This window comes from Arthrobacter sp. zg-Y1219 (assembly GCF_030125545.1).
GTDB lineage: Bacteria > Actinomycetota > Actinomycetes > Actinomycetales > Micrococcaceae > Arthrobacter_B.
Genome location: NZ_JASKLY010000003.1, coordinates 132700 through 158549, shown reverse-complemented (window position 1 = coordinate 158549; position 25850 = coordinate 132700). Strand labels below are relative to the sequence as shown.

Annotated in this window: 25 protein-coding genes; 13 read left to right on the top strand and 12 right to left on the bottom strand. The window is 65.4% G+C overall.

Going from position 1 to position 25850, the window contains the following annotated elements; genetic code table 11:
• The first annotated feature begins 85 nt into the window (after positions 1 to 85).
• Complete coding sequence (locus tag QNO00_RS01920; RefSeq protein ID WP_284023453.1) at positions 86 to 1153, top strand: quinone-dependent dihydroorotate dehydrogenase; 1068 nt, start codon at positions 86 to 88, stop codon at positions 1151 to 1153.
• A 175-nt stretch (positions 1154 to 1328) separates the two neighbouring features.
• On the opposite strand, the gene QNO00_RS01915 is transcribed toward QNO00_RS01920, so the two are convergent.
• The gene (locus QNO00_RS01915) at positions 1329 to 1928 is read right to left on the bottom strand and encodes a DUF3043 domain-containing protein (protein WP_229965610.1); all 600 of its coding nucleotides are present in this window, start codon (positions 1926 to 1928) and stop codon (positions 1329 to 1331) included.
• 83 nt (positions 1929 to 2011) lie between these two features.
• Between QNO00_RS01915 and QNO00_RS01910 the strand changes: the two genes are divergently transcribed.
• The 7 genes from QNO00_RS01910 (at position 2012) to QNO00_RS01880 (ending at position 8936) form a co-directional block, all read left to right on the top strand.
• Positions 2012 to 3418, top strand: a complete 1407-nt coding sequence (locus QNO00_RS01910) for a dipeptidase (RefSeq protein WP_229965611.1) — start codon at positions 2012 to 2014, stop codon at positions 3416 to 3418.
• A 170-nt stretch (positions 3419 to 3588) separates the two neighbouring features.
• Positions 3589 to 3990 (top strand): HesB/IscA family protein, encoded by a 402-nt coding sequence (locus tag QNO00_RS01905; RefSeq protein ID WP_284023452.1) that lies wholly within the window; start codon positions 3589 to 3591, stop codon positions 3988 to 3990.
• 216 nt (positions 3991 to 4206) lie between these two features.
• Positions 4207 to 5061, top strand: coding sequence for an aa3-type cytochrome oxidase subunit II (gene ctaC, locus QNO00_RS01900; RefSeq protein ID WP_229965613.1), 855 nt, complete (start codon positions 4207 to 4209; stop codon positions 5059 to 5061).
• Between the two features lie 9 nt (positions 5062 to 5070).
• On the top strand, positions 5071 to 6792 hold the full coding sequence (ctaD, locus tag QNO00_RS01895) for an aa3-type cytochrome oxidase subunit I (RefSeq protein ID WP_229965614.1): 1722 nt from the start codon (positions 5071 to 5073) through the stop codon (positions 6790 to 6792).
• On the top strand, positions 6789 to 7190 hold the full coding sequence (locus QNO00_RS01890) for a cytochrome c oxidase subunit 4 (protein ID WP_229965615.1): 402 nt from the start codon (positions 6789 to 6791) through the stop codon (positions 7188 to 7190). The genes ctaD and QNO00_RS01890 overlap by 4 nt, the downstream gene beginning before the upstream one ends.
• 256 nt (positions 7191 to 7446) lie before the next feature.
• Entirely contained in the window at positions 7447 to 8241 is a 795-nt protein-coding gene (locus QNO00_RS01885) for a GntR family transcriptional regulator (protein ID WP_229965616.1), read from the top strand.
• Positions 8242 to 8375: 134 nt separating this feature from the next.
• On the top strand, positions 8376 to 8936 hold the full coding sequence (locus QNO00_RS01880) for a hypothetical protein (RefSeq protein WP_284023451.1): 561 nt from the start codon (positions 8376 to 8378) through the stop codon (positions 8934 to 8936).
• Between the two features lie 118 nt (positions 8937 to 9054).
• On the opposite strand, the gene qcrB is transcribed toward QNO00_RS01880, so the two are convergent.
• The 4 genes from qcrB to ctaE form a co-directional block, all read right to left on the bottom strand.
• Positions 9055 to 10740 (bottom strand): cytochrome bc1 complex cytochrome b subunit, encoded by a 1686-nt coding sequence (qcrB, locus tag QNO00_RS01875; RefSeq protein ID WP_229965618.1) that lies wholly within the window; start codon positions 10738 to 10740, stop codon positions 9055 to 9057.
• Between the two features lie 2 nt (positions 10741 to 10742).
• On the bottom strand, positions 10743 to 11774 hold the full coding sequence (gene qcrA / locus QNO00_RS01870; protein ID WP_229965619.1) for a cytochrome bc1 complex Rieske iron-sulfur subunit: 1032 nt from the start codon (positions 11772 to 11774) through the stop codon (positions 10743 to 10745).
• 86 nt (positions 11775 to 11860) lie between these two features.
• Complete coding sequence (qcrC, locus tag QNO00_RS01865; RefSeq protein WP_229965620.1) at positions 11861 to 12652, bottom strand: cytochrome bc1 complex diheme cytochrome c subunit; 792 nt, start codon at positions 12650 to 12652, stop codon at positions 11861 to 11863.
• An 80-nt stretch (positions 12653 to 12732) separates the two neighbouring features.
• Complete coding sequence (ctaE, locus tag QNO00_RS01860; protein ID WP_229965621.1) at positions 12733 to 13371, bottom strand: aa3-type cytochrome oxidase subunit III; 639 nt, start codon at positions 13369 to 13371, stop codon at positions 12733 to 12735.
• Between the two features lie 159 nt (positions 13372 to 13530).
• On the opposite strand from ctaE, the gene trpD reads away from it, so the two are divergent.
• A complete protein-coding gene (gene trpD, locus QNO00_RS01855) occupies positions 13531 to 14577 on the top strand; it encodes an anthranilate phosphoribosyltransferase (RefSeq protein WP_284023450.1) in 1047 nt (348 codons plus the stop codon).
• A gap of 225 nt (positions 14578 to 14802) precedes the next feature.
• Here trpD and QNO00_RS01850 read toward each other — a convergent pair whose 3' ends face one another.
• The 3 genes from QNO00_RS01850 to QNO00_RS01840 are packed head-to-tail and all read right to left on the bottom strand — an operon-like array spanning position 14803 to position 16210.
• Entirely contained in the window at positions 14803 to 15084 is a 282-nt protein-coding gene (locus tag QNO00_RS01850) for an Lrp/AsnC family transcriptional regulator (RefSeq protein ID WP_229965623.1), read from the bottom strand.
• A gap of 38 nt (positions 15085 to 15122) precedes the next feature.
• Positions 15123 to 15608, bottom strand: a complete 486-nt coding sequence (locus QNO00_RS01845) for a DUF3054 domain-containing protein (protein WP_284023449.1) — start codon at positions 15606 to 15608, stop codon at positions 15123 to 15125.
• Positions 15605 to 16210, bottom strand: coding sequence for a TetR/AcrR family transcriptional regulator (locus tag QNO00_RS01840; RefSeq protein ID WP_284023448.1), 606 nt, complete (start codon positions 16208 to 16210; stop codon positions 15605 to 15607). Before QNO00_RS01840 ends, QNO00_RS01845 begins: the two co-directional genes overlap by 4 nt.
• Positions 16211 to 16496: 286 nt before the next feature.
• Here QNO00_RS01840 and QNO00_RS01835 point away from each other — a divergent pair, with 286 nt between their 5' ends.
• A complete protein-coding gene (locus tag QNO00_RS01835) occupies positions 16497 to 17558 on the top strand; it encodes a lysylphosphatidylglycerol synthase transmembrane domain-containing protein (RefSeq protein ID WP_284023447.1) in 1062 nt (353 codons plus the stop codon).
• 67 nt (positions 17559 to 17625) lie between these two features.
• Here the strand turns inward: QNO00_RS01835 and QNO00_RS01830 are convergent, their stop codons facing one another.
• The 3 genes from QNO00_RS01830 to QNO00_RS01820 all read right to left on the bottom strand — a co-directional run bounded on the left by QNO00_RS01830 (position 17626) and on the right by QNO00_RS01820 (position 20139).
• Entirely contained in the window at positions 17626 to 18438 is an 813-nt protein-coding gene (locus QNO00_RS01830) for an SDR family oxidoreductase (RefSeq protein ID WP_229965627.1), read from the bottom strand.
• A 172-nt stretch (positions 18439 to 18610) separates the two neighbouring features.
• On the bottom strand, positions 18611 to 18961 hold the full coding sequence (locus QNO00_RS01825) for a UBP-type zinc finger domain-containing protein (protein ID WP_284023446.1): 351 nt from the start codon (positions 18959 to 18961) through the stop codon (positions 18611 to 18613).
• 167 nt (positions 18962 to 19128) lie between these two features.
• Positions 19129 to 20139: a LacI family DNA-binding transcriptional regulator gene (locus QNO00_RS01820; RefSeq protein ID WP_284023546.1), complete on the bottom strand. Its 1011-nt coding sequence runs from the start codon at positions 20137 to 20139 to the stop codon at positions 19129 to 19131.
• 217 nt (positions 20140 to 20356) lie between these two features.
• On the opposite strand from QNO00_RS01820, the gene rhaI reads away from it, so the two are divergent.
• The 3 genes from rhaI to QNO00_RS01805 are packed head-to-tail and all read left to right on the top strand — an operon-like array spanning position 20357 to position 25045.
• Entirely contained in the window at positions 20357 to 21523 is a 1167-nt protein-coding gene (gene rhaI / locus QNO00_RS01815; RefSeq protein WP_284023445.1) for an L-rhamnose isomerase, read from the top strand.
• Between the two features lie 4 nt (positions 21524 to 21527).
• Complete coding sequence (locus QNO00_RS01810; protein ID WP_284023444.1) at positions 21528 to 23564, top strand: bifunctional aldolase/short-chain dehydrogenase; 2037 nt, start codon at positions 21528 to 21530, stop codon at positions 23562 to 23564.
• Positions 23561 to 25045, top strand: coding sequence for a rhamnulokinase (locus tag QNO00_RS01805; RefSeq protein ID WP_284023443.1), 1485 nt, complete (start codon positions 23561 to 23563; stop codon positions 25043 to 25045). Before QNO00_RS01810 ends, QNO00_RS01805 begins: the two co-directional genes overlap by 4 nt.
• Here the strand turns inward: QNO00_RS01805 and QNO00_RS01800 are convergent.
• On the bottom strand, positions 24990 to 25823 hold the full coding sequence (locus tag QNO00_RS01800; protein ID WP_284023442.1) for an SDR family NAD(P)-dependent oxidoreductase: 834 nt from the start codon (positions 25821 to 25823) through the stop codon (positions 24990 to 24992). The two genes, QNO00_RS01805 and QNO00_RS01800, sit on opposite strands and share 56 nt — an antisense overlap.
• Positions 25824 to 25850 lie beyond the last annotated feature (27 nt).

Sequence of the window (25850 nt, the reverse complement as noted above, 5' to 3'; positions counted from 1 at the left end):
TGCAGCCGCGCAGGAGGATCCGCCGGCCGGAGACAGGACGAGGCCGGAGTTGCTGGAGCGCCGTCGTCAGTGCAAGCATGAAAACATGCGCGTCTACCCTGCCTTCTTCCGTGTCGTCTTCGCCGGCATGGACCCGGAAAAAGCACATCGAATCGGCTTCGACCTGATCAAGCTCGCAGCCTCGACTCCCGCCGGACCGGTGATGCGACGGCTCATGCGCCCCTCGCCGGACCTGCGCGTCCACGCCCTCGGGCTGGACTTTCCGTCGCCCTTCGGGTTGGCCGCCGGGTTCGACAAAGAAGGATCCGGCATTGTGGCCCTGACCAACATGGGTTTTGGCCATGTGGAGGTTGGAACGGTGACGGGCCGGGCCCAGCCGGGCAATCCGAAACCGCGGCTCTTCCGGCTGGTGGAGGACCGTGCCGTGATCAACCGGATGGGGTTCAACAACGACGGCGCGGCAGCCGTGGCCCCCCGGGTGGCGCAGGCCCGCGCGGCGCTGGCCAAAGCCGGCCCGAACCGCCCGGTCATCGGCATCAACATCGGCAAGACGAAGGCCGTGGACCTGGCCGACGCCATCGATGACTACCTGATCAGCACCCGGGAGCTGGCGCCCCAGGCCGACTATCTGGTGGTGAACGTATCCTCGCCCAACACTCCGGGACTGCGTCAGCTGCAGAACATTGAGTCGCTGCGTCCGCTGCTCACCGCGGTGGGCGAGGCTGCTGACGCAGCGGCCGGAAGGCATGTGCCGCTGCTGGTGAAGATCGCCCCCGACCTCACGGACGACGACGTCGACGACGTCGCCCGGCTGGCCCTGGACCTGGGCCTCGACGGCGTGATCGCCACCAACACAACAATTGCACGCGAGGGTCTCGTCACCGATCCGCAGAAGGTGATCGCGTGCGGAGTGGGCGGGCTCAGCGGAGCGCCGCTGCGGCGGCGGTCAGTGGAAATCCTGAAGCGGCTGCGGGCACGCCTCGGCGAGGACGGGCCGGTCATCGTTTCGGTGGGCGGCGTGGAATCGGCCCGCGACGTCAAGGAGCGCCTTGACGCCGGCGCCACCCTGGTCCAGGGGTACACGGCGTTCCTCTACGAGGGACCGTTCTGGGCGGCGCGGATCAACCGGCGGCTGGCCCGCCTGCTGAAGTAGCTGCAGGTGTAACTGCAGGAGCAGCTGCAAGACGAGAAAAAGGGCCGCTCCAAGGAGCGGCCCTTTTTGGGTCTTGCTGAAAACAGGTCTTGCTGAAAACAGGTCTTGCTGAAAACAGGTCTTGCTGAAACAGGGGTCTTGCTGAAACAGGGGTCTTGCCGGGAACCCGTGCGGGTTAGACGGGCTTTTCGCCGCGCTTGACCTGGGGCTTCGGCAGGCGGAAGCGGCGCAGCTGGAGCGCACGGGACACGCCGTACCAGACGTCACCTGAGTTGGGCCCGCCGAACTTGTCAGTCAGGCGGCGGCGCAGGAGCGACCGCAGGATGAACGAGTCGAGGATGACGGCCAGGATCAGGACCCAGAACGCCAGCATGACAATGCTCTGCACAGTGATGTTCTGGATGAAGCTGAACACCACGAACACCAGGGCGGCGATCATGACAAACTCGCCCAGGTTCCAGCGGGAGTCCACCACGTCGCGGATGAACCGGCGCTGCGGTCCCTTGTCACGCAGGGGGAGGTAGCGCTCGTCGCCGGTGTCCAGCGCGGCGCGGGTCTTCAGCCGTTCCTCGCGCATGGCATCACGGCTGGCATTCTTCGCCGCCTTGCGGTCGGTCGGCACCAGCGGCCGCTGCCGCGCAGCCACCTGGTCTTTGCGCTTGGGCGTAGGGGTTCCCTTCCCCGCGGCGGTGCGCGCTGAGCTGGTCTGGGCTGCCGCGGCAGCCTGGTCCACAGTTTCCTGCGCGGTGGGCGCTTCATTCTTTCGTCCGAACACCCCTTTAGGATACCTTGGCGGCGGCCCGAGCGGTCCCGAATTTCCGTTGCCCGGACGCGGGGGCCCGCATGTACTGTTTTGTTATGACTTTGAATCCAGAATCTCCCTCTTCGTCCGTGGATGTGGATGCCCTGCGGTCCGCCGTGGCGGCCGATTTCCCCCGTACGGTTGAGCAGCTCAAGTCCCTGGTCTCCATTCCCGGCATTGCCTGGGATTCCTTTGACCCGGAGCGGCTGAACGAAAGCGCCGAAGCCGTGGCGGCACTGATCCGGGAAGCCGGACTGTCGGAGGTGCAGATCCTGCGGGTGGACAACAACGGCAAGCCCGGAGGCCCCGCCGTCGTCGCCCGCCGGCCCGCAAAGGCAGGCAAGCCCACCGTCCTGCTGTACGCCCACCATGACGTTCAGCCTCCGGGGGACCTGGCGCTGTGGGAATCGGAGCCCTTCACCGCCACCGAGCGCAACGGCCGCCTTTACGGGCGCGGCGCCGCGGATGACAAGGCCGGGATCATGGCCCACATCGGCGCCCTGCGTGCCCTGGACGAGGTCCTCGGGGAAGAATCCGGCGTCGGCATCACCCTCTTCATTGAAGGTGAGGAGGAAGCCGGTTCACCAACCTTCCGGAAGTTCCTCGAGACCTACCGCAGCCTGCTGGAGGCCGACGTGATCGTGGTGGCGGACTCCGGGAACTGGAAGGTCGGCGTGCCGGCCCTGACCACCAGCCTGCGCGGCCTGGTGGACGGCACCGTCGAAGTGCAGGTCCTGGACCACGCGGTGCATTCGGGAATGTTCGGCGGACCGGTGCTGGATGCGCCCACCCTGCTGGCGCGCCTGATCGCCACCTTCCACGACGACGCCGGAGACGTCGCCATCGCCGGCCTCGTCTCGTCCGACAGCGCCGCGGTCGAATACGACGAAGCCGACTTCCGCGGGGACTCCTCAGTGCTGGACGGCGTGCAGCTGGCCGGCACGGGCTCGATCGCGTCCCGGCTGTGGACCAAGCCCGCGCTGTCCATCATCGGCATCGACGTGCCGACGGTGGCCATGTCCTCGAACACGATCCAGCCCAGGGCGCGGGCCAAGTTCAGCCTGCGCCTCGCCCCGGGGCAGAGTCCCGCGGAAGCGATGGCCGCCGTCGAGCGCCACGTCCAGGCCAACGCGCCGTTCGGCGCCAAGGTGACCTTCGTCCCGGGGGAGCAGGGCCAGGCCTTTGCCACCGACACGTCCGCCGCTGCGGCACGCACTGCCCTCTGGGCCCTGCGCGAGGCCTGGGACGGCGTGGAGCCCGTGGAGTCCGGCATGGGCGGTTCCATTCCGTTTATCGCCGACCTCACCGAGCTGTTCCCGTCCGCACAGATCCTGATCACCGGTGTGGAGGATCCGGATTCCCGGGCCCACAGCGCCAACGAGTCCCTGGACCTGGGTGACTTCCGCAACGCGGTGCTGGCCGAAGCACTGCTCCTGGCCAGCCTCGGGCGCGCCGGCTCGTAGCCTGCGCGGAAAGCACGCGGCCGGGCACGGAAATCTTTTCGGGCCCGGCCGCGTTGGCTCTGTATATCTGTGTGTATGCATCGACGTACCATGGAGAAGGAACTGGCCCGGAGCCCGGGGGAGCGCCACTGCCCTCCCGTGCACGGACCACGTGAAGAAAGAGAGACGTAATGAGTACTTCCACCAGCGAAACCGGCACCAGCGTGGATACGGCAGCAGCTGCCGCCCCGGAAACGGAGCTGCCGACCCACGACGTTGCCCTCTCCGACGTTGCCGCCGGCAAGGTGCGCAGCCTCTTGGAGCAGGAAGGCCGGACCGACCTGCGGCTTCGCGTGGCTGTCCAGCCCGGCGGATGCTCTGGCTTGATCTACCAGCTGTACTTCGACGAGCGGGTCCTTGACGGCGATGCCGTTCGGGATTTCGACGGCGTCGAGGTCATCGTGGACAAGATGAGCGTGCCCTACCTGTCCGGTGCGTCCATCGACTTCGAAGACACCATCTCCAAGCAGGGGTTCACCATCGACAACCCCAACGCCGGCGGGTCATGTGCCTGCGGCGACTCATTCCACTAGGCTTCCTCCCGGGTACCCCGTTTCACTGACGGGGACCCCGCAGCCGCTCCGGCGGCCGTAATACACGGTATTTTGCCGGGACGCGGTGCGGTCTGTCACTGGATGGCCACGCGTGCGGGTAAGCTCTACACGTAGTAGTAAAACTGATCGTGCGCAGTTGGGGGATTCGTCTGCCTGCTGTGCCGCACTTGCACGTAACAAGAGGAAGGGCCGTCTGTGAGTTCGCAGGACCGAACCAGCAGCCGACGCGCCAGGATCTTAAAGATCTCAGCCGTAACGTCGGCCGGCGCGTTGTTTTTATCGGGTTGTTCGTCAGAAGTCCAAAGAGGCTGGTTGCCCACGGAACGCGACACCACCAACCACACCGGCCGAATCATGGACCTTTGGGTCAATTCATGGATCGCGGCATTGGCAGTTGGGGTGCTCACCTGGGCACTGATCATTTGGTGCATCGTCGCCTACCGGCGCCGGAAGAACGAGACCGGCTACCCGCGGCAGCTGAGCTACAACCTTCCCCTGGAGATTTTCTACACGGCGATCCCGCTGTTCATGGTGCTGGTGTTGTTCTACTTCACCGACCAGGACATTCGGGCCATTAGTGAGCGCGTGGATGATCCAGACGTCGTCGTTGACGTCCGCGGCAAGCAGTGGTCCTGGGACTTCAACTACGTCAATGAGGACAAGTACGACCTCAACGTGCAGGTAAACCTGGACGGCACGGAGAAGGCAGAGACGGAAATGCCGACCCTCTACCTGCCGGTCGACCAGACGGTTGAGCTTCAGCTGAACTCCCGCGACGTCCAGCACTCGTTCTGGGTCCCGGCCTTCCTCCAGAAGATGGACCTTTACCCCGGACGCACGAACTACATCAACATCACTCCCGGCATCGAGGGCACCTACGAAGGTAAGTGTGCAGAACTCTGCGGCGAGTACCACTCGGAAATGCTCTTCAACGTCAAGGTGGTTTCGGAAGCCGAGTACGACGCGTACCTCGACACCCTGCCCGACGGCCAGGTCGGCTCCGAGTACGACCGCGTGTACAACTCAGAATCAAGCGAAGTAAGGAGGTAGGAGGAAGCTGTGACTACTCTCGAATACACTTCGGAAGATACTCAAGTTGCACCGCGCGTCGTCCCCGTCTCCAAGGGACGCATCATCGTCAGTTGGATCACCTCCACTGACCACAAGACCATCGGGTACATGTACCTGATCGCCTCATTCATTTTCTTCTGTCTCGCAGGCGTGATGGCCCTGGTCATCCGTGCCGAGCTGTTTGAACCCGGTATGCAGATCCTGCAGACCAAGGAACAGTACAACCAGCTGTTCACCATGCACGGCACAGTAATGCTGCTGATGTTCGCAACCCCGCTGTTCTCCGGTTTCGCCAACGTCATGATGCCGCTGCAGATCGGTGCGCCCGACGTTGCGTTCCCCCGCCTGAACGCCCTGGCTTTCTGGTTCTTCCTCTTCGGCAGCACCATCGCCGTTGCCGGCTTCATCACTCCGCAGGGTGCTGCTTCCTTCGGCTGGTTCGCCTATGCGCCGCTGTCGAACACCACGTTCTCACCCGGCGTCGGTGGAGACCTCTGGGTCTTCGGGCTGGCACTGTCCGGTTTCGGTACCATCCTCGGTTCGGTCAACTTCATCACCACGATCATCTGCATGCGTGCCCCGGGCATGACCATGTGGCGGATGCCGATCTTCACCTGGAACACCCTGGTCACCGCCATCCTCGTCATGATGGCCTTCCCGCCGCTGGCAGCAGCTCTGTTCGCACTCGGCGCTGACCGACGGTTCGGGGCGCACATCTTCGATCCCGAACGCGGCGGAGCCATCCTTTGGCAGCACCTGTTCTGGTTCTTCGGCCACCCCGAGGTGTACATCATCGCGCTGCCGTTCTTCGGCATCATCTCCGAGATCCTGCCGGTGTTCAGCCGCAAGCCGATCTTCGGCTACAAGGGCCTGGTTTACGCCACGATCGCCATTGCAGCCCTGTCCGTGACCGTGTGGGCCCACCACATGTACGTCACCGGTGCGGTAATGCTCCCGTTCTTCTCCTTCATGACAATGCTGATCGCGGTGCCAACCGGCGTGAAGTTCTTCAACTGGATTGGCACCATGTGGCGGGGATCGATCACCTTCGAAACCCCCATGCTCTGGAGCATCGGCTTCCTGATCACCTTCCTCTTCGGTGGTCTGACCGGCATCATCCTGGCCTCGCCGCCGCTCGACTTCCACGTTTCCGACACCTACTTCGTGGTGGCACACTTCCACTACGTGATCTTCGGAACCGTTGTGTTCGCAATGTTCGCGGGCTTCTACTTCTGGTGGCCCAAGTGGACCGGCAAGATGCTCAACGAGCGCCTTGGCAAGATCCACTTCTGGATGCTGTTCGTCGGCTTCCACGCCACCTTCCTGGTTCAGCACTGGCTCGGCGTGCTCGGCATGCCGCGCCGCTACGCCGATTACCTGCCGGAGGATAACTTCACCCTGATGAACCAGTTCTCCACCTTTGGTTCGTTCCTGCTGGGTGCCTCGATGATTCCGTTCTTCTGGAACGTGTACATCACCTGGCGCCACGGCAAGAAGGTTGAAGTTGATGACCCCTGGGGCTTCGGCGGCTCGCTGGAGTGGGCAACCTCCTGCCCGCCTCCGCGCCACAACTTCACGTCGCTGCCGCGCATCCGTTCGGAGCGTCCGGCACTGGACCTGCACCATCCTGAACTGCAGCAGACGGTGACCGACACGTCGGCCGCCGGCAAGGTCTTCGGACCGGGCGACCGTAAGGAGAAGGTCAATTGAAAGTAGAGACTAAACTCTTCGCATACCTGGCGCCCTTCTTCGTGGTCGTCGGCGTTGTCTACGGCTACCTCGTCGAGTGGATGGAACCGGTGGGCTACCTGGCACTGTTCCTCACCGGCGCGATGTCCGCCATGATCGCCTTCTACATCGGCTTCACCGGCAAGCGCATTGGTGAACGTCCGGAGGACCGGCTCGACGCCGAAATCCACGAAGGATCCGGCGAACAGGGCTTCTTCAGCCCGTGGAGCTGGTGGCCCCTGCTGCTCGGCCTCGCCGCCGCAGGCGGATTCCTGGGCATGGCAATCGGCTGGTGGATTCTTTACATCAGTGCCGGCCTGGCGCTGATCGCCCTGGTCGGCTGGGTGTACGAATACAGCCGCGGAGCCCACGCACACTAAGGCTCCGGCAAGCAAAACACCCAGGGTGAAAACCCGACGGTGAAGTTTAGGCAGAGGACCCGCAAATACTGCGGGTCCTCTGCTGTTTAATATCCGGCCCTGCTTCCGGGGGCCACCGGAGCTGCCCAGCCCGTCGCCCGCTCCGGAGCGGCGGCGTTCCTGGCCCGCGCTCCCGGCCGTTATCCTTGAATAGCACCTACGCCGAGGGAAGGAACCGGATGCGCACCAGAACGGACTTCAGAATTCGGCGGCTGTCATGCACCAGGCACTGAGGCGGTTTCCGGAGCTGCTCGACCCGGCCTCCGGCGTCGCCAAGCACCTGCAGCTGCAGAACATACTGCGCCGCTTCGTGGACCAGCATGCGCCTGCCGGCGCCGCCATTCCCTCCGAACGTGTGCTGGCCGACCACTTCGGTGTGGCGAGGATGACGGTACGGCAGGCCATCGATGCCCTCGTCGCTGACGAAGTGCTCGAACGCGTGGTTGGATTGGGCACGTTTGTGGCCCGCCCCAAAATGGACCTGCAGGTCAAGCTGACGTCGTACAGCGAGGAAATGCATCGACGCGGCATGGTCCCGGACGCCCGGGTCCTCAGCTTCGAACAGATCGGCGCTTCCCATCTGGTGGCGAGGGAGCTGCAGATTGATCCCGGCCAGCCGGTGATCCGGTTCCGCCGCCAACTGCTCGCGGACGGCGAGCCAATGAGCGTTGATGAGAACTTCATTCCCGCCGTCCACGTTCCGGGGATGCTCGACGAAGAGCCCCCCACCTCGCTGTACCGGGTGCTCAGTGAACGGTACGGCATGGTGATGGAGTGGGGCGAGGACACCATCGAGGCGACCGCCGCCTCCGCGTCCATCGCACGACTGCTCAACGTGGAGCTCGGCGCTCCGCTGCTGAAGATCCAGCGGCACGCCTACGTCGCCCGGTCGATGGTGGACTACTCGGTCTCGTACTACCGCGCTGACCGGTACAAGCTCTGGGTGCCTCTGCAGCGTCCCGGAATGCGGACGCCGCGTTCCTACCACCCGGGCAGGCATCCGGGCTCCTGAAGCCGCGGAAGAGGCTCGTGCGGCACTGTTCAGCTCAGCGCTGTCCAGCAGACACCCACAAGACAGCACTTACAAGACCAACAGCGTGGATAGACACCACCCACAGCACCATCAGCCAGGGAGGCTACCGAAAAATGAGCATCACCGTGATGTACCACCGGGACGACAAGGGGGTCCTGCACTTCCGCGAGGCGATGTACGAGGCCGAGTCGCAGGAATTCATGATCAGCCAGGGACCCGTGGGTTACATGGGAACCAGCAGCGCGGTTGCCTCAATCGATGAAGCCGCGGCGGAGAAGAAGTTCGCTGCTTTCGCCGCCAAGTCAGCCGAGCTGGGATATGCGGAGCTGCCGCCGGAGGAGCAGCACTGGGTGGTGGCCCAGTACGCCCTGAAGTCTGCCGAGGGCACGGAGCGTGACCGCTACCTGGAGTACAAGGCACGCACCGCCCTCACCTCTTACTTCTCCTGGCGCGGCCTGGGCACCGTCGAGGAGAGCGAATTCGCACCCGGCAAGCTGAACATCTTCTGCCTGGTGCCCGACGTTCCCAAGGCCGTGAAGGGCATGCTCGTTGTCCTGCGCGAGGCCAATCTGGACTTCACGAAGCTGGGCATCGGGTCGGCGCCGTACGCGGAGCCGGGCAACTGGAAGCGGCGGCATCCGCTTCCGGCCAAGAAGCCGTTCGTCCTGGACTAGGACGCCGTAAGCCACAGGCTGATGCCGCACATCACTGGTGGATAAACCAAAGGGAGCCGGTCAGCAAATGCTGACCGGCTCCCTTTGGTTTATCCGTCAAACTGTCCCGAGCGGAGGACTACCGGTTCGTGATCGAAGCCTGGTCTTCCGTATCCGCTTCAACTTCAGCGGGGGACTCGTGGTGATGCGCTGCTTCAAGTTCCCGCGGAGTAACCGGGGCAACCCGATCCTCGAAGAAGAACCGTGAAAGCCTGCCGCGCAGTTTCTCCTTGCCGGAGACCTTGCCGCGGGCGTCCGGCTGGGCCGGAGTCACCTCGGGGGAGGTGAAGTCCACCAGCTTGTAGCGCTTGAACTCGTCAACGGGCTCATGAACCTCGATGTACTCACCGTGCGGGAGACGGACAATGCGTCCGCTTTCCACGCCGTGGAGCACGATCTCGCGGTCCTTGCGCTGCAGGGCCAGGCAGATCCGGCGGGCGACGGCGAAGCCGATCAGCGGGCCGAAGATGACCAGGAAGCGCAGCCAGTACGTGACATCGTTCAGCGAGACCATGAAGTGCGTGGCGATGAGGTCGGAGCTGGCAGCGGCCCACATGGTGCAGTAGAAGATAACGCCGGCAACGCCGACGCCGGTGCGGAACGGGGCGTTCCGCGGGCGGTCCAGCAGGTTGTGGACCTTCGTGTCCTTGGTCAGCCAGGCTTCAATCCAAGGCCAGGCGAACAGCAGGGTGAAGACGATTCCGGCCGGAACCAGCGCCGGGAACAGCACGTTCAGGGAGAGCGTGTTGGTGCCCCACGGGAACGGAATATTCCATTCCATCGGGATGTTGCCGATCCAGCCCGGCATCAGGCGCAGGGCGCCGTCAACCCAGCCGATGTACCAGTCAGGCTGGGTACCGGCGGACACGGGGGAGGGGTCGTACGGGCCGTAGTTCCAGATCGGGTTGATCGTGAACAAACCGGCGATGATGGCAATGATGCCGAAGACGATGAAGAAGAATCCACCGGCCTTTGCCGCATAAACCGGTCCAACCGGGTAACCGACAACGTTGTTGTTCGTGCGGCCGGGGCCGCGGAACTGCGTGTGCTTGTGCACAACGACCATGAAGAGGTGAACGGCGATCATCAGCAGGATGAGGGCGGGCACCAGCAGGATGTGCAGCATGTACAGGCGGCCGATGATGTCGGTGCCCGGGAATTCTCCGCCGAACAGGAAGAAGCTGAGGTACGTGCCAACCACCGGAATGGCCTTCATGACGCCGTCGATGATCCGCAGGCCGTTGCCGGAGAGCAGGTCATCGGGAAGCGAGTAACCGGTGAAACCGGCTGCCAGGGAGAGGATGAGCAGCACGCCGCCCACCACCCAGTTCAGCTCGCGGGGCTTGCGGAACGCACCGGTGAAGAAGACGCGAAGCATGTGCACGGCAACTGCAGCGACAAACAGCAGCGCTGACCAGTGGTGCACCTGGCGCATGAAGAGACCGCCGCGGATATCAAAGGAGATATTCAGCGAGGACTCGTAGGCCACTGACATTTCCACGCCCTTGAGCGGGACGTAGCTGCCGTTGTAATGCGTTTCTGCCATCGACGGGTCGAAGAAGAACGTCAGGAAGGTTCCCGACAGCAGCAGGATGACGAAGCAGTACAGGGCAACTTCGCCGAACATGAACGTCCAGTGGTCGGGAAAGACCTTGCGGCCGAATTCCTTGACCATGGCAGATCCGCCGACGCGGGAGTCGACGAAGTTGGTGACGCGGCCCAGACGGGTCTTGGGCTCGTAGGGAGTAGCAGAGGGAACACTCATGGTTAGCCACGCTCCCAGTAGCTCGGTCCAACAGGTTCATGGAAATCGCTGGTCGCGATCAGGTAGCCATCGCTGTCAACGGCGATGGGCAGCTGCGGAAGCGGGTGGACAGCCGGTCCGAAGATGACCTTGCATTCCTGCGTCAGGTCAAAGGTGGACTGGTGGCACGGGCAGAGCAGGTGGTGGGTGTGCTGTTCGTACAGCGCAACCGGGCAACCCACGTGGGTGCAGATCTTGGAGTAGGCGACGATGCCGTCGACGTTCCAGTCTTCGCGTCCGGGGGAGGGGTTGAGCGAGCTCGGATCCAGGCGCATCAGCAGGACGACGGCCTTGGCCTTCTCCTCCAGCTTGTGCTCGGACTCGTTCAGGCCCTCGGGAATGACGTGGAAGGCAGAGCCCAGCGTCACATCCGATGCCTTGATCCGGGTTCCGCTGGGATCGCGGGTCAGGTGCACGCCGTCGGCCCACATGGTGTGGCGCAGGGTGTTGCCGGGAAGCGGACCAAGGTCGCGGAACACGGCGATCGCCGGAAGGGGTGCAAGAACCATGGCACCCAGCAGGGTGTTGCGGATCAGCGGGCGGCGCTTGATGCCCGTCTCTTCGACGATGTCGCCCAGCATCTTTTCGGCGACTGCCCGGTCTTCCTCGGGACGGATTTCATGCCGTTCCTCGATGACTTCGTGGTCCGGCATGAGCGTCTTGGCCCAGTGGACAATGCCGACGCCGATGCCCAGCATCGCGAAGGCAGTTCCCAGCCCCAGGAGCAGGTTCTGCACCCTGAGGTCCGCAATGGTGTGGCCGCCTTCAAGCTTGATGCCGAAGTAGCCGACAAAAAACACGAGCGTACCGATGATGGAGATGACGAACAGTGCCGCCACCTGCCGCTCGGCACGCTTTTCAGCGCGGGGATTCGTATCAGCCAGGCGAGGGCGGTGCGGAGGAAGTCCCGGATTCCGGAACTTCTCTTCGTCGCCCTGGCCAGCCGTAGCGACGGTGCCCGAGGTGTTCGGACTGCCGTGACTATGGTCGCCCATGATCCCCCTCATCCTTCTCTTGAAACTGCATTTATAGACCTATGTGTAACTGTGATGTCACCCCGAGAGGTGAGCGCGGGTGATGTCTAGGAAGACCGGGCGGTCAACCAAATGGTGAAAGCAATGACGAGGCCAAGCCCGGCCGTCCAGATGAACAGGCCTTCCGAGACGGGGCCCAGGGCGCCGAGTTCGGCGCCGCCCGGGGAGCCGTTGGCTTCGATGTTCTTGAGGAAAGCGATGATGCTCTGCTTGTCCTCAGGGGAGATGTTGGCGTCGTTGAAGACGGGCATGTTCTGCGGGCCCGTGACCATGGCCTCGTAGATGTGCTTCTCGGAGACGCCGTCCAGGGACGGGGCAAACTTGCCCTCGGTCAGGGCGCCGCCGGCGCCGGCAGCGTTGTGGCACATGGCGCAGTTGACGCGGAAGAGCTCGCCGCCCTCGGCTGCATCGCCGGCTGCGGCGTCCGTGTACTCGGCGTCCGGAACAGTGGGGCCGGCGCCGAGGCTGGCGACGTAGGCAGCAAGCTGGCTCGTCTGTTCCTCGGTGAACTGAACGGGCTTCTGCTGGGCCTGAGGACCGTGCATGGCCATCGGCATGCGGCCGGTGCCGACCTGGAAGTCGACGGACGCGGCGCCGACACCTACGAGGGACGGTCCGTTTTCGGAGCCCGATGCCTCCATGCCGTGGCAGGTGGCGCAGTTGGCGATGAAGAGCTTCTCGCCCTGGTTTTCGTCATCAGCCGTGTAGGCGGTGCTTGCAGCCTGGGCCTCGTTGGCGCCGCTTACGGCTGCGTAGAGCCCACCCGTAACGAGGAGTCCCAGCAGCAGCAGCGCAACTGCTGCTAGGGGATGACGTCGCCTTTGCGATAGTGCCTTCACTTGGTGGTTCCTAACTTGTGTGGTCTTTGGTGTGCTGGTGCCACTGTGGATTTCTTAAGGGTTGCCGGCTCAAGCAGTTGTTACTTGAGGAAGTAGATGATGACGAACAGGGCAATCCAGACTACGTCCACGAAGTGCCAGTAGTAAGACGTCACGATCGCAGAGGTGGCTTCGAAGTGGCCGAATCGCTTTGCTGCGTAGGCGCGTCCAATGATGAACAGGAACGCGATCAGACCACCGGTGACGTGAAGGCCATGGAAGCCGGTCGTCAGGTAGAACGCCGAACCGTAGGAGTTCGAGGAAAGCGAGACTCCTTCAGTCACGAGCATTGCGTACTCGTAGGCCTGGACGGACACGAACACCGCGCCCATGACGAAGGTGAGGAGGAACCACTCGACCATGCCCCAACGGGAGACTTGGAACAGTCCTCCGGTGCGGCGCGGCTGGAGGCGTTCTGCGGCGAAGACGCCGAACTGGCAGGTAACGGAACTAAGAACGAGGATCACCGTGTTGGCAAACGCAAACGGAACGTTGAGCTTCTCCGTCTCCATGGCCCACAGATCGCTCGAGGTCGAGCGAAGCGTGAAGTACATGGCAAAAAGGGCGGCGAAAAACATCAGTTCGCTGGCCAGCCACACTACGGTTCCTACGGAAACCATGTTGGGGCGGTTCAGCGTGGGGTGAGCCGGGGTACTGGGGGCATGGGTCGCTGTTGTCACATAGACATTATGGACGTAAAACTGCCCAGTTCTCCAACAGATAAAGACGTACGGCGAGTCTAAATAGTGCCGAAACCCCGCCGATCCCAGTAACGGCGCGGAAGTGGCTCCCCAGAAACAAATCAGTATTTTCTACGATTCGTAGATAACCTTGGGGATGTGACTACGAATCCGAGCTCCGAACACACCTGGCCGCTGCTGCTCAACGCCCTGATTTCGCGGCAGGACCTGCCCGCGGACCAGACCCGCTGGGCAATGAACGCGATCATGGCGGGGGAAGCCTCGGACGCCCAGGTGGCGGGCTTCCTGGTGGCCTTGCGGGCCAAGGGGGAAACCGTGGAGGAGCTGACCGGCCTGGTGGAGGCCATGCTGGAAAATGCCCGGCCGATCGAGATACCCGGTGAGACATTGGACATCGTCGGCACCGGAGGAGACCGCCACAACACCGTCAACATTTCCACCATGGCTGCCCTCGTCTGCGCGGGGGCCGGTGCCAAGGTCGTCAAACACGGCAACCGGGCGTCGTCGTCGTCGTCGGGGTCCGCGGACGTCATCGAGGCACTGGGCGTGCGGCTGGACCTGAGCGTGGACCGCGTCGCCGAAGCGGCGCTCACCGCGGGCATCACCTTCTGCTTTGCCCAGGTGTTCCATCCGTCCATGCGCTACGCCGCCGTGCCGCGCCGGGAAATGGGAGTCCCCACTGCGTTCAACTTCATGGGGCCGCTGACCAACCCCGCACGACCGGCCGCTTCGGCCATCGGCGTGGCTGATGCCCGGCTGGCCCCGCTGATCGCCGGTGTCCTGGCCGCGCGCGGCGTGCGCGCATTGGTGTTCCGCGGGGAAGACGGACTCGACGAGATGACCACCACCGGCGTGTCCAACGTCTGGGAGGTCCGCGACGGGGCCGTGGAGACGTCAAAGGTGGACCCTCTGGACCTCGGGATACCCCGGGCGACGCTGGACGATCTGAGGGGCGGAGACGCCACCGTCAACGCCGCAGTGGTTCGCAGTGTCCTGGCCGGCGACAAGGGGCCGGTGCGCGATGCAGTTGTCCTCAATGCGGCGGCTGCCCTTGTGGCCCTGGACACCGACGCCGCCGGCAGCCTGACGAAACGCCTGGCCTCCGGAATCCGGCGTGCCGAGGCTGCCATCGACGGCGGCCATGCGCAGGCCGCGCTGGGGCGCTGGGTCGAAATAACGCGCTGATCAGGGCCCCGGAGCAGGCAAAAAGAACGAAACATGAGGCCGTTTCCCGCACCCGGGACGGCCTCATTTTTGTCTTCCACAGCAGGAATTTTCACCTCGCGGCGCCAACCTGGCCCAACACGGCCGGATCCAAAAAACGTTATCCAAATGTGTCCGGCACGGTGCGGATATTGGAATATTTACGGGTCGAAAACTGCCGGTTTCAGCCCGCGGAATCCGCTGGTTTCAGCTGTCGAACCCCAGGGAAAACGCAGCGTCGAGGTCGTGCTGTGAATAGGCGCGGAACGCGATCTGCGTGGTGGTTCCGATCACGCCCTCCACCTTCGACAGCCGGTTGGCAATGGCATCGGCCAAATCTTCATGGCGGCGCACCCGGGCGATCGCAATGAGGTCCCACTCGCCGGTCACCGAGTAGACCTCGCTGATGCCTTCGATCTCAGAGATCTCTTCGGCACATTCTGGGATGCGCGCTGAGTCGGTCTGGATGAGTACAAAAGCGGTGATCATGGGAAGCCCTTTCGTGGTGCTGCCGTGTGGCGGAGGCGTTATGCCCTGCCTTCGAGCCTATCTGAAGCGCCGCCTGAAGCGCCGCCTGAAGCGCCGCCCGAAGCGCTGGTGGCGCTGCTGCCGGCACCCGGGGATCGGCCGCGGAGCACCAGGGCCGCCGCAGCGCGGGGGAGCAGCAGGAAAGCACCGAGGACGCACAGGGTCACCACTGCGAAGCTCGGGGCAACGCCGCCGCCGGCCAGGGCGCGGATTCCCAGTCCGGCAACTACGGTGAGCAGCCACAGGGCCACCCCGGAAGGCCAGAGGGCAGCAGGGGAGTGCCGCCGCCCCAGGAGTGCCCAGCCGGCCAGGCAGGCGGCCAGGAAGGGGGAGGCGGTGATGAGGATGCCGGCCGGGTCCAACCCGTGCTCATGCGTGTCCCGGCCGAGGGCGGCAAACAGGACGATGAGGACGACGTCGAGGGCCAGGAACAGGTAAAGGCTGCGTCCGGCGCGGCCAGGGGTGCTGCGGAAAGTGTTGTTCACGGCTGCTGCTCTCCGGGAGCGCTGCGGCGGTGCTCCCGTACGTAGGGTTCCAAAAGTTCGGTGACGCGTGCCGTGACGGCGTCCTGCGTCCTTTCGCCATCGAGCAGCTTGGTCGCGGTATGGACAATCCCGTTGATGAGTTCGGCAGTGGCGGCCGGATCCGGGGAGCCCAGCTCCTGGAGTGTGCTGACCAAGGGATCCAGCAGCTTTGAGTGCATCATGGCACTCTGCGTGTTGAGTTCCTCACTGGGCGCGACGGCCGCGAGGGCGTTTCCCACGGCGTGCTCGCCCTCGGCCACCAGGGCGATGTTCGTCAGCACGTAGGCAAGGATCCGGTCGGCCGGTTCGGGCTCGGCACGCATGGCCTCCTCGACCCGCTGAGCCCACCGCGGAAAGACGTCCAGGACCAGGGCGTGGAGCAGGTCCTGGCGTGACTTGTAATACTGATAGGCGCTTGGGCGGGCGAGGCCGGCCAGCGCGGCCACGTCGGCCATGCTGGGGGCCTCGCCCGTCTGGGCGAGTAGGGTGCGTGCCGCATCCAGAAGCGCCCGTTGCTGGGCCGCGCGGTGTGCTGCGACCGTGGGGGCGGTGATGCGGGGCACAAGCCCTCCTGTTTGCTGCGGTTACGGGTTGATGAGCCGTCCGTCGACCATCTCCACTACCCGGTGGCAATGGCGCAGGCCGTCGTGATCGTGCGTCACCATAACTGTAGCAACGCCCCGCTCCGCGGTTCCCCGCGCCGGCGGGGTGCAACTTTGCATCTGCTTCGGCTTGGCATCTGCTTCAGCGCTGCCGCGCTGATCAGCCTTCCTTGCTCTAGCCTGAACCCCGGGCGTCTGCTGTCCTTGATTGATGACCCGGCACCACCTGAGTGCGGATTGGCGCCGCGTGCGAAGCAGCCGCCTGCTTCGCTGGATGGCGGCGATCCTGGCCGTGGTGCTGGTGGTTGAGTACGTTGTCCTGCCGCAGCTGGTGGGGTCGGACAACGTCGTTGCGGCACTGCGGCGGCTTCCGCCGGTTCTTGTGCTGTTTGCACTGCTGCTTGAGGCGGCGTCTCTGGCCAGCTACAGCCTGTTGACGCGGGCGGTGCTGCTTGGGGACGACAGTCCAGGGTTTTTCACCCTGTTCCGGATCGACTTGTGTGACTTGGCAGTGAACCATACTGTTCCCGGCGGGGGCGCGACGGCGGCAGCGGTCAGGTTCCGCCTGCTGACGCGCTGCGGTGTGCAAGCGGACAACGCGCTCAGCGCCGCCACGATACAAGTGCTCGGAAGCAACTTGGTGCTGGCCGGGCTGTTTGCGGCCGGCCTGCTTTTCGGCCGGGACGGCAGCGCCGGCGGCCGGTCGCTTGCCACGGCCGGAGCGGTCGTGCTGGTTCTGCTCGCACTCGCCTTGGTGGCCCTGGCGCTGCTTGAACGGCACTTGGAGGGTGCCGTTCGGGCGGCACGGGGAATTGCGCGCACCGTCCGGCTGATCCATCCGGAGTCAGCCGAGCAGTTTGTCCGGACGATTGCGGCGGAAGTGCATATGTTCCGCGGGAATCCCCGGCGGCCGGCTGCGGCAGCGCTGCTGGCGGCGTTGCGGTACGTTCTGGATGCCGCTGCCCTCTGGGTCTTTCTGGCCGCGTTCGGGCATGTCCTGCAGCCGGGCGAGCTGCTCCTGGCGTATTCGCTGGCTAAATTGGTGGCCCTCGTGCCGCTGACGCCGGGTGGCCTCGGCCTGGTCGAGGGGGTGCTGGTGCCGATGCTCGTGGGATTTGGGGCGCCGGACCATGTGGCGGTGCTGGGCGTGCTGTCCTGGCGGGTGGTGCAGTTCTGGTTGCCGATTCCGGTGGGGGGCTTGGCCTATCTTTCGCTGCGGCTGGGGATTATGCGGCAGGAAGTCCGGCATCCGGAAACGCGAACGGCGGCCCGGGAACCTCGGTTCCGGAGCCGCCGTCGTGCTGGTTAGCCGGCAGTGCTGGTTGGCCGGCGGAGGTGCTGCTTAGCCGGCGGCGCTGGCTAGCCGGCGGTGCTGCTTAGCCGGCCGAGATGCTCTGGCCGGCCCCGCCCCAGATGTCGTCGCCGCGCAGGGTGGCGTCGGCGCCGCCGTCGGTGTAGATGGTCTGGCCGGTGGTGTGCGTGTTTTCCTCGCTCGTCAGCCAGGCCAGCAGCCGGGCAATGACAACGGGCTCGGAGTGGCCGTTCAGCGGCATGGGCACCGAGGAGTCCACCATCTGGCGGCCTTCCGGTGTGGACAGCAGGTCCTTGGTCATGGCGGAGAGGACGGTGCCGGGAGCGACGGCGTTCAGCGGGATGCCGGCGCCTGCCCACTGCTCGGTCACGGCGGCGCGGCGCACCCAGCGGCTGAGGGCGCGCTTGGAGGACGGGTAGTTGAGGTATCCGACGCGAGGACCCTGCTCGGCCAGTGCGGCGCCGATTTCCAGGGCGCGGGCTTCATCCCCGGCCAGCAGGGCCTCCACCAGCTCGGGGGAGTTCTGCTGCAGGGAAGCCATGGAGCTGACCACGGCGGCGCGCGGAGCGTCGCTCTTGGCCAGCACCGGTGCCAGCAGCTCGAGGAATTCCGTGACGCCGAAGAAGTTCACTGCGACGGTGATGGGCGCGGGCGCGGAGATGCCTGCGCAGGCGATCACGGCATCGACGCGGCCGTCGGCCAGCTCGAGTGCCTTGTCGGCGGCTGCGCGCCGGCCCTCCGGAGTGCTCAGGTCCGCTTCGACCTCAGCGCCGCGCAGGTCAACGCCAACCACTGTGTAACCGCGTTCGCGCAGCAGCTCGGCAGTAGCGGCGCCGATTCCCGATCCTGATCCAGTAACGATATATGTACGAGTCATAGCTCCAGCTTACGCTGTAAACATGGGAGCGTGCGGATCTTTGTGAGCTGCATGACGGCGCGTCGGCGCGTCCGGGCTCTGTGGGTTTGGGGTCCGGGGCCTGGGGCTCTGGGGGTCTGGGGTCTGGGGTTTCGGGTCTGGTTGTCGGGATCTTGGAATCCCGGGACGTGCGTCACCGGGCCAGCTTGGAGACCCAGTCCGGCGGAACCAGGCCCGCGGGACCGGGGACGCTCTGGCTCGGCGGATGGGAGTCCGGCGCCGCCAGGACCGGGCCTTCGAAGGCCGAACTGGTCCGGTAGTCCCAGAACCAGTCTTCGCCCGGCTCAAAGCTCCGGATTACCGGATGGCCGGTCGAGGCTTCGTGCGCCGTGGCATGCCGGTTCGGGGATGAGTCGCAGCAGCCGATGTGGCCGCACTCGGCGCAACGGCGCAAATGGAACCACCAGCTTCCCTCCGCCGTGCACTCCACGCAGCCCGGCCCCGAAGGCGGAACGGAAACGTTGATGCCTGATGAGTCGTGCATGGACTTCGCCTCTCTGCTCGCCCGGATCGCACCGGTCCTTCCACGGTAGCCAGCGGGAAGCGCCGGTAACACCCGGCGGGCGGTTAAGAAGCAGCGGTCAAGAAGCAGCGGTTATGGAAGAGCCGTTAAGAAGCAGCGGTGAGGTGGCAGCGCCGGGAGGTGCCGGGCTAGGTCCGGGTGCTCTGCCTGGCCACGAGTTCGGGCGTAAAACGCACCTGGCGGGGCGGAGCCGGAGAGTCCCCCAGCTGTTCCTGCAGAAGTGCGACGGCGGTCCGCCCGATCTCCTCGGCCGGCTGGCGGATCGAGGAGAGGGGAACCACGGTGGACTGGGCGAAATCGATGTCGTCGTAGCCGATCAGTGCCACGTCCTGCGGCACGCGCAGCCCGTTGATCAGCAGCAGGGACTGCAGCACGCCCACCGCCAGGAGGTCGTTGGCGCAGAAGATGGCCTCCGGCAGTTGATCCCTGCCCCGCTCCACCAGCTCCTGGCCGACGGCCCGTCCGGCGAGGACTGTCATGTCAGCGGCCTCCAGTACCTCAAGGCTGGCTCCCGGAACCTTGATGACGGCGCTGCGGGCGCCGGCCAGCCGGTCGGCGACCTGCCGGATGCCGGGGGAGCCGCCCACGAAGGCCAGCCGCCGTCGTCCGGTCTCGAGCAGGTGCTCCGCGGCCATGGTTCCTCCGGCGGTGTCGTCCACCGAGACGGAACTGTGGACCGACGGATCGCCTTCACGGTCCACCAGGACGGCAGCAACGCCGCGGTCCCGCAGGGAGCCGAGGCGGCTGCTGATGTCTCCGGCGGGCGAGATCAGCACACCCTGGACCCGCTGCTCCTCGAACAGGGTGACGTAGCGTGCTTCGCGCGCCGGATCATTGCCGCTGTTGCCGAGGATGATGTCTGCGCCGTGGCGGGTGGCCTCGTTTTCGGCCGCACGGGCGACGGCGGCAAAAAACGGGTTGGAGGAGTCAAGCACGATCAGGCCGATGGTGCGGCTCTGGCCGGCCCGCAGCTGGCGGGCCGCGTCGTTGCGGACAAAACCCAGTGCGTTGACGGCGTCCATCACCCGTTCGAGGGTGGGCGCAGACACCCGGTCCGGATGGTTCAGGACGTTCGATACGGTTCCCACGGCCACGCCGGCACGCGCCGCCACCTCTTTTATGCTCGCTGCCATAGTGATCCCCTGATTTCGTGCCGCCTCTGTCTTGACAGCCTATCGCGGAAACCCTATGTTTGAATCGTATTAATGAAACGATTCAAAGCCTCGCGGGCCGCGCCGTTCGTTCAGCTCCCAGCGTCCGCCGCTGTTCCGCATCTTTCGGTTCAGCAGCGGCCAGGGCGCGCCGGCGTCCGCAGGAATCGCTTTCCACCTTCCCGCCCAGCTTGGAGTACAGCCAATGACGTCACTGACCGACATCCTTCCCGCCCTGGAGGGCCTGGGAATCGAGGTTCCCTCATGGGCCTACGGAAATTCCGGCACCCGTTTCAAGGTTTTCGCGACCCCCGGCACGCCGCGCACCATCCGGGAGAAGATCGCCGATGCAGCCAAGGTCAACGAACTGACCGGGTTGGCCCCCGCCGTCGCCCTGCACATTCCCTGGGACAAGGTTGACGACTACGCGGAGCTGGGCGCCTACGCCAAGGAACACAACATCGCCCTGGGAACGGTGAACTCCAACACGTTCCAGGACGACGAGTACAAGTTCGGCAGCCTCACGCACAGCAACCCCGCAGTGCGGCAGAAGGCCATTGACCACATGTATGACTGCATCGACGTCATGCACCAGACCGGCTCACGGGACCTGAAGATCTGGCTCGCGGACGGCACCAACTACCCCGGGCAGGGCAACATGCGCTCGCGGCAGGACTGGCTGGGGGAATCACTGCGGAAGGTCTACGACCGCCTCGGCGACGACCAGCGCTTGGTCCTCGAGTACAAGTTCTTCGAGCCGGCTTTCTATCACACCGACGTTCCCGACTGGGGCACGTCCTACGCGCACACCCTGGCCCTGGGCGAGAAGGCCCTGGTCTGCCTCGACACCGGCCACCACGCGCCGGGCACCAACATTGAATTCATCGTGGCCCAGCTGCTGCGCCTGGGCAAGCTCGGCTCGTTCGACTTCAACTCCCGCTTCTACGCTGACGATGACCTGATTGTCGGCTCGGCCGACCCGTTCCAGCTCTTCCGGATCCTCTTCGAGGTTGTCCGCGGCGGCGGCTTCGGCCCGGACAGCGGCGTCTCCCTGATGCTGGACCAGTGCCACAACCTCGAAGAGAAGATCCCCGGCCAGATCCGTTCCGTGCTCAATGTGCAGGAAATGATGGCCCGGGCCCTGCTGGTCGATTCCGACGCACTGGATGCGGCACAGGCCGCCGGTTACGTGCTCGGCGCCAATGCCGTCTTCATGGACGCTTTCTACACCGATGTCCGTCCGGGCCTGGCGCAGTGGCGCGAGTCCCGCGGACTGCCTGCGGATCCGATGGCCGCCTACGCGGCCAGCGGCTACCAGGACAAGATCAACACCGAACGCCAGGGCGGCCAGCAGGCGGGATGGGGAGCCTAAGAACATGACCAACGAAACCGTCAGCGCGCTGATCGCCCGCTCGAACCGTCTCGGAGCCGACAAGCGCAACACCAACTACGCCGGCGGAAACACCTCCGCCAAGGGCACCGCCGCCGACCCGGTCACCGGGGAGGACGTCGAACTGCTCTGGGTCAAGGGCTCCGGCGGAGACCTGGGCACCCTGAAGGAATCCGGCCTGGCCGTCCTGCGGCTGGACCGCATGCGCGCCATGGTCAGCACCTACCCGGGCCTGGACCGCGAGGACGAAATGGTGGCGGCCTTCGACTACTGCCTCCACGGCAAGGGCGGCGCCGCCCCCTCCATCGACACCGCCATGCACGGCCTGGTCGACGCCGCGCACGTTGACCACCTGCATCCGGACTCCGGGATCGCCATCGCCACAGCAGCCGACGGCGAAGCGCTGACGCAGAAGATCTTCGGCTCCAAGGTGGTCTGGGTGCCCTGGCGCCGTCCGGGCTTTCAGCTCGGCCTGGACATTGCGGCCATCAAGGAAGCCAACCCGCAGGCGATCGGCACCATCCTCGGCGGCCACGGCATCACTGCCTGGGGCGCCACGTCCGAGGAAGCCGAGGCAAACTCGCTGTGGATCATCGAAACCGCTGAAGCCTTCATCGCCGGAAATGGCCGGCAGGACCCCTTCGGCGCTGTGCTGCCGGGCTACTCGCCGCTGAGCGAAGCCGAACGCCGCGCCAAGGCAGCCGCCCTGGCTCCGGTCATCCGCGGTCTGGCCTCCACCGACAAGCCGCAGGTGGGGCACTTCACCGACGACGCCGTCGTCCTGGACTTCCTGGCACGTGCCGAACACCCGCGCCTGGGTGCCCTGGGCACCTCCTGCCCGGACCACTTCCTGCGCACCAAGGTCAAGCCGCTGATCCTGGACCTGCCGGCCAACGCCTCCATTGAGGACAGCATTGCCCGCCTGAAGGAGCTGCACGAGCAGTACCGCGCCGAGTACCGGGCGTACTATGACCGCCACCGCAGCGAAGACTCGCCGGCGATGCGCGGCGCCGACCCCGCCGTCGTCCTCATTCCCGGGGTGGGCATGTTCACCTACGGTGCCAACAAGCAGACCGCTCGCGTGGCCGGCGAGTTCTACATCAATGCCATCAACGTCATGCGCGGCGCCGAAGCCATTTCCACTTACTCTCCGATAGAGGAATCCGAAAAGTTCCGGATCGAGTACTGGGCGCTGGAGGAAGCCAAGCTGGCGCGTTTGCCGAAGCCGAAGTCCCACGCCACGCGCATCGCCCTGGTGACCGGTGCGGCCTCGGGCATCGGCAAGGCCATCGCCACGCGTCTGGCTGCCGAGGGCGCCTGCGTGGTCATCGCGGACCTGGACCTGGAGAACGCCGAAGCGGTGGCCGCCGAACTGGGCGGCTCCGACGTCGCCGTCGGCGTGCAGGCGGACGTGACCGATGAAGCGCAGGTGCAGGCGGCCATCGACGCCACCGTCCTCGCCTTCGGCGGCCTGGACCTGGTAGTCAACAACGCCGGCCTGTCCATCTCCAAGCCGCTGCTGGAAACCAGCGAGAAAGACTGGGACCTGCAGCACAACGTCATGGCCAAGGGTTCCTTCTTTGTCTCCAAGGCCGCGGCCAAGGTGCTGATCGACCAGGACATGGGCGGGGACATCATCTACATCTCCTCCAAGAACTCGGTCTTCGCCGGGCCCAACAACATCGCCTACTCCGCCACCAAGGCCGACCAGGCACACCAGGTGCGCCTGCTGGCCGCTGAGCTGGGGGAGTACGGCATCAAGGTCAACGGCATCAACCCCGACGGCGTGGTCCGCGGCTCCGGCATCTTCGCCGGCGGCTGGGGCGCCAAGCGTGCTGCGGTCTACGGCGTGCCCGAGGAAGAGCTGGGCAAGTTCTACGCCCAGCGCACCCTGCTCAAGCGCGAGGTGCTTCCGGAAAACGTCGCCAACGCGGTGGCGGTGCTGACCGGCGAGGACCTCTCGCACACCACCGGCCTGCACATTCCGGTTGACGCCGGCGTGGCGGCGGCTTTCCTGCGATGAACGCGAACACGCCGGACACGCGGGCTGCGGGCGGCGTGTTTGCCGCCGTCGACATTGGTGCCTCGTCCGGCCGGGTCATCCTCGGCCGGACGGGGCCCGGCGGTCCCGCCCTGGAGACCGTGCACCGGTTTCCCAACGGTGTCCGGGAAATCGACGGGGCGCTGCGCTGGGACCTGCGCGGAATTTTTGACGAGGTCCTCACCGGACTCTCCCTGGCCGCCGCACGGACGGCGGAGGGCGGCGAGCGGATCGTCAGCATCGGAATCGACACCTGGGCGGTGGACTACGGACTGATCGACGCCGACGGCGCCATGGCGGCCCTGCCGCACAGCTACCGCGACGGCCGGACTGCCGCCGTCGTGCCGCTGGTGCACGAAAAGCTGGCGGAAGCGGCCCTGTACGCGACGACCGGGCTGCAGCATCTTCCCTTTAACACGCTCTACCAGCTGGCCTGCGAGTCCGAGCTGGCCGGGCGGCAGGCGCTCCTGATTCCTGACCTGCTGGCCTTCTGGCTCACCGGGAAAAGACGCACTGAGGAAACCAATGCCTCCACCACCGGCCTCTTTGATGCCGTGGCGGGGGAGTGGGCCCCGGAGTTCCTCTCCGCCCTGGGACTGCCGGCAAACCTGTTTCCGGAGCTGATTGCGCCGGGGCAGACGGTGGGCGTCCTGCTGCCGGCGGTGGCCGAGCGCACCGGCCTGCCCGCCGGCACTCCCGTGGTGGCGGTGGGTTCGCACGACACCGCCTCGGCAGTGGCGGCGGTGCCCGCGCTGCAGCCCGGATTCGCGTACATCTCCTCGGGAACCTGGTCACTGGCCGGGATCGAACTGGCGCAGCCGGTCCTCACTGAAGCCAGCCGCAGCGCCAACTTCACCAATGAACGCGGTGTTGATGCCACCATCCGCTATCTGCGCAACGTCGGCGGCCTGTGGCTGCTGAGCGAATCAATGCGCACCTGGACCGAAGCCGGCGTCGATCCGGAGCTGCCTGACCTGCTGGCCGCTGCCGCCCAGCTGCCGCCCGGCGGGCCGCTGATTGACGTGGACGCCGACGAGTTCATTGCGCCAGGGCAGATGCCCGGCCGGATCCGCGCCGCGGTGACGGCCTCCGGCGGGGTGCTGCCGGAGGATCCGGCGGCGGTGACCCGCTGCATCCTGGATTCCCTGGCGGCCGCCTACGCCCGCACCCTCTCCCGGGCGGCCGAACTGTCCGGCCAGGACATCGACGTCGTGCACATTGTCGGGGGCGGCTCGCAGAACTCGCTGCTGTGCCAGCTGACGGCCGACGCCACCGGGCTGCCGGTGATTGCCGGTCCGGTGGAAGCAACAGCGCTGGGCAACGTGCTGGTACAGGCGCGGGCCGCCGGAGCCGTGTCAGGCTCCCTGGCCGATCTGCGCCGGCTCGTAGCGGAGAGTTCGCCGACGGTTACCTATCGGCCTGCAGCCCGACCATTGCGGCGCTTTGGTTCCAGAGCCGGGTAGCGAGCGCGGCGTCGTACGCGTCCTTGTTGGCAGTGGAGATCTTGCGCTTGTAGTAGTACTTGCCGGACTGCCAGTCCTCTCCGGGCACCGAGGTGGCCAGCCACACCAGTGTCTGGGCGCCCTGGTCCGGCGAGATCAGGAACCGGTTCAGCGCGGTCCGGTACATCACGCGCATGGTGCTGGTGGATCCTGCGGCGAAGGACGACGCCACGGCGCCCGGATGGAAGGCCGCAGCTGAAATGCCCTGCCCGCGGTATCTGGCGTCCAGCTCTCGGGTGAAGAGGATGTTCGCCAGCTTGGCATTGCCGTAGGCGCGGTTCGGGCTGTACTTGCGGCGGGCTTCCAGATCGTCGACGTCGAAGTGCGCGAAGAGGCTGTTGGCCACGCTCGAGGTGTTGATGACGCTGGCGCCGGATTCCGTCAGGCGGTCCAGCAGCAGGTTGGTGAGCAGGAACGGTGCGAGGTGGTTCACCTGCAGCGTCTTCTCATGGCCGTCGACTGTCTCTTCGCGCTTGCCCATGATGCCTCCGGCGTTGTTCGCCAGGACGTCGATCCGCGGATACCGCTCGAGCAGGGTTTCAGCGAGGGCGCGGACGTCGTCGAGCCGGGCAAAATCCGCCAGCAGGTAATCGCTGTCCAGCTCTCGGGCCACCGCTGCGGTTTTTTCGGGCGACCGGCCGACGACGACGACGCGGTTGCCGAGGCTGCGCAGGCTTCGGGCCGCGGCGGCACCGATGCCGTCACTGGCGCCGGTGATGACAATGGTTCGCTCTGACACGGAGGGCCTTTCGGGCGGTGCGGGACG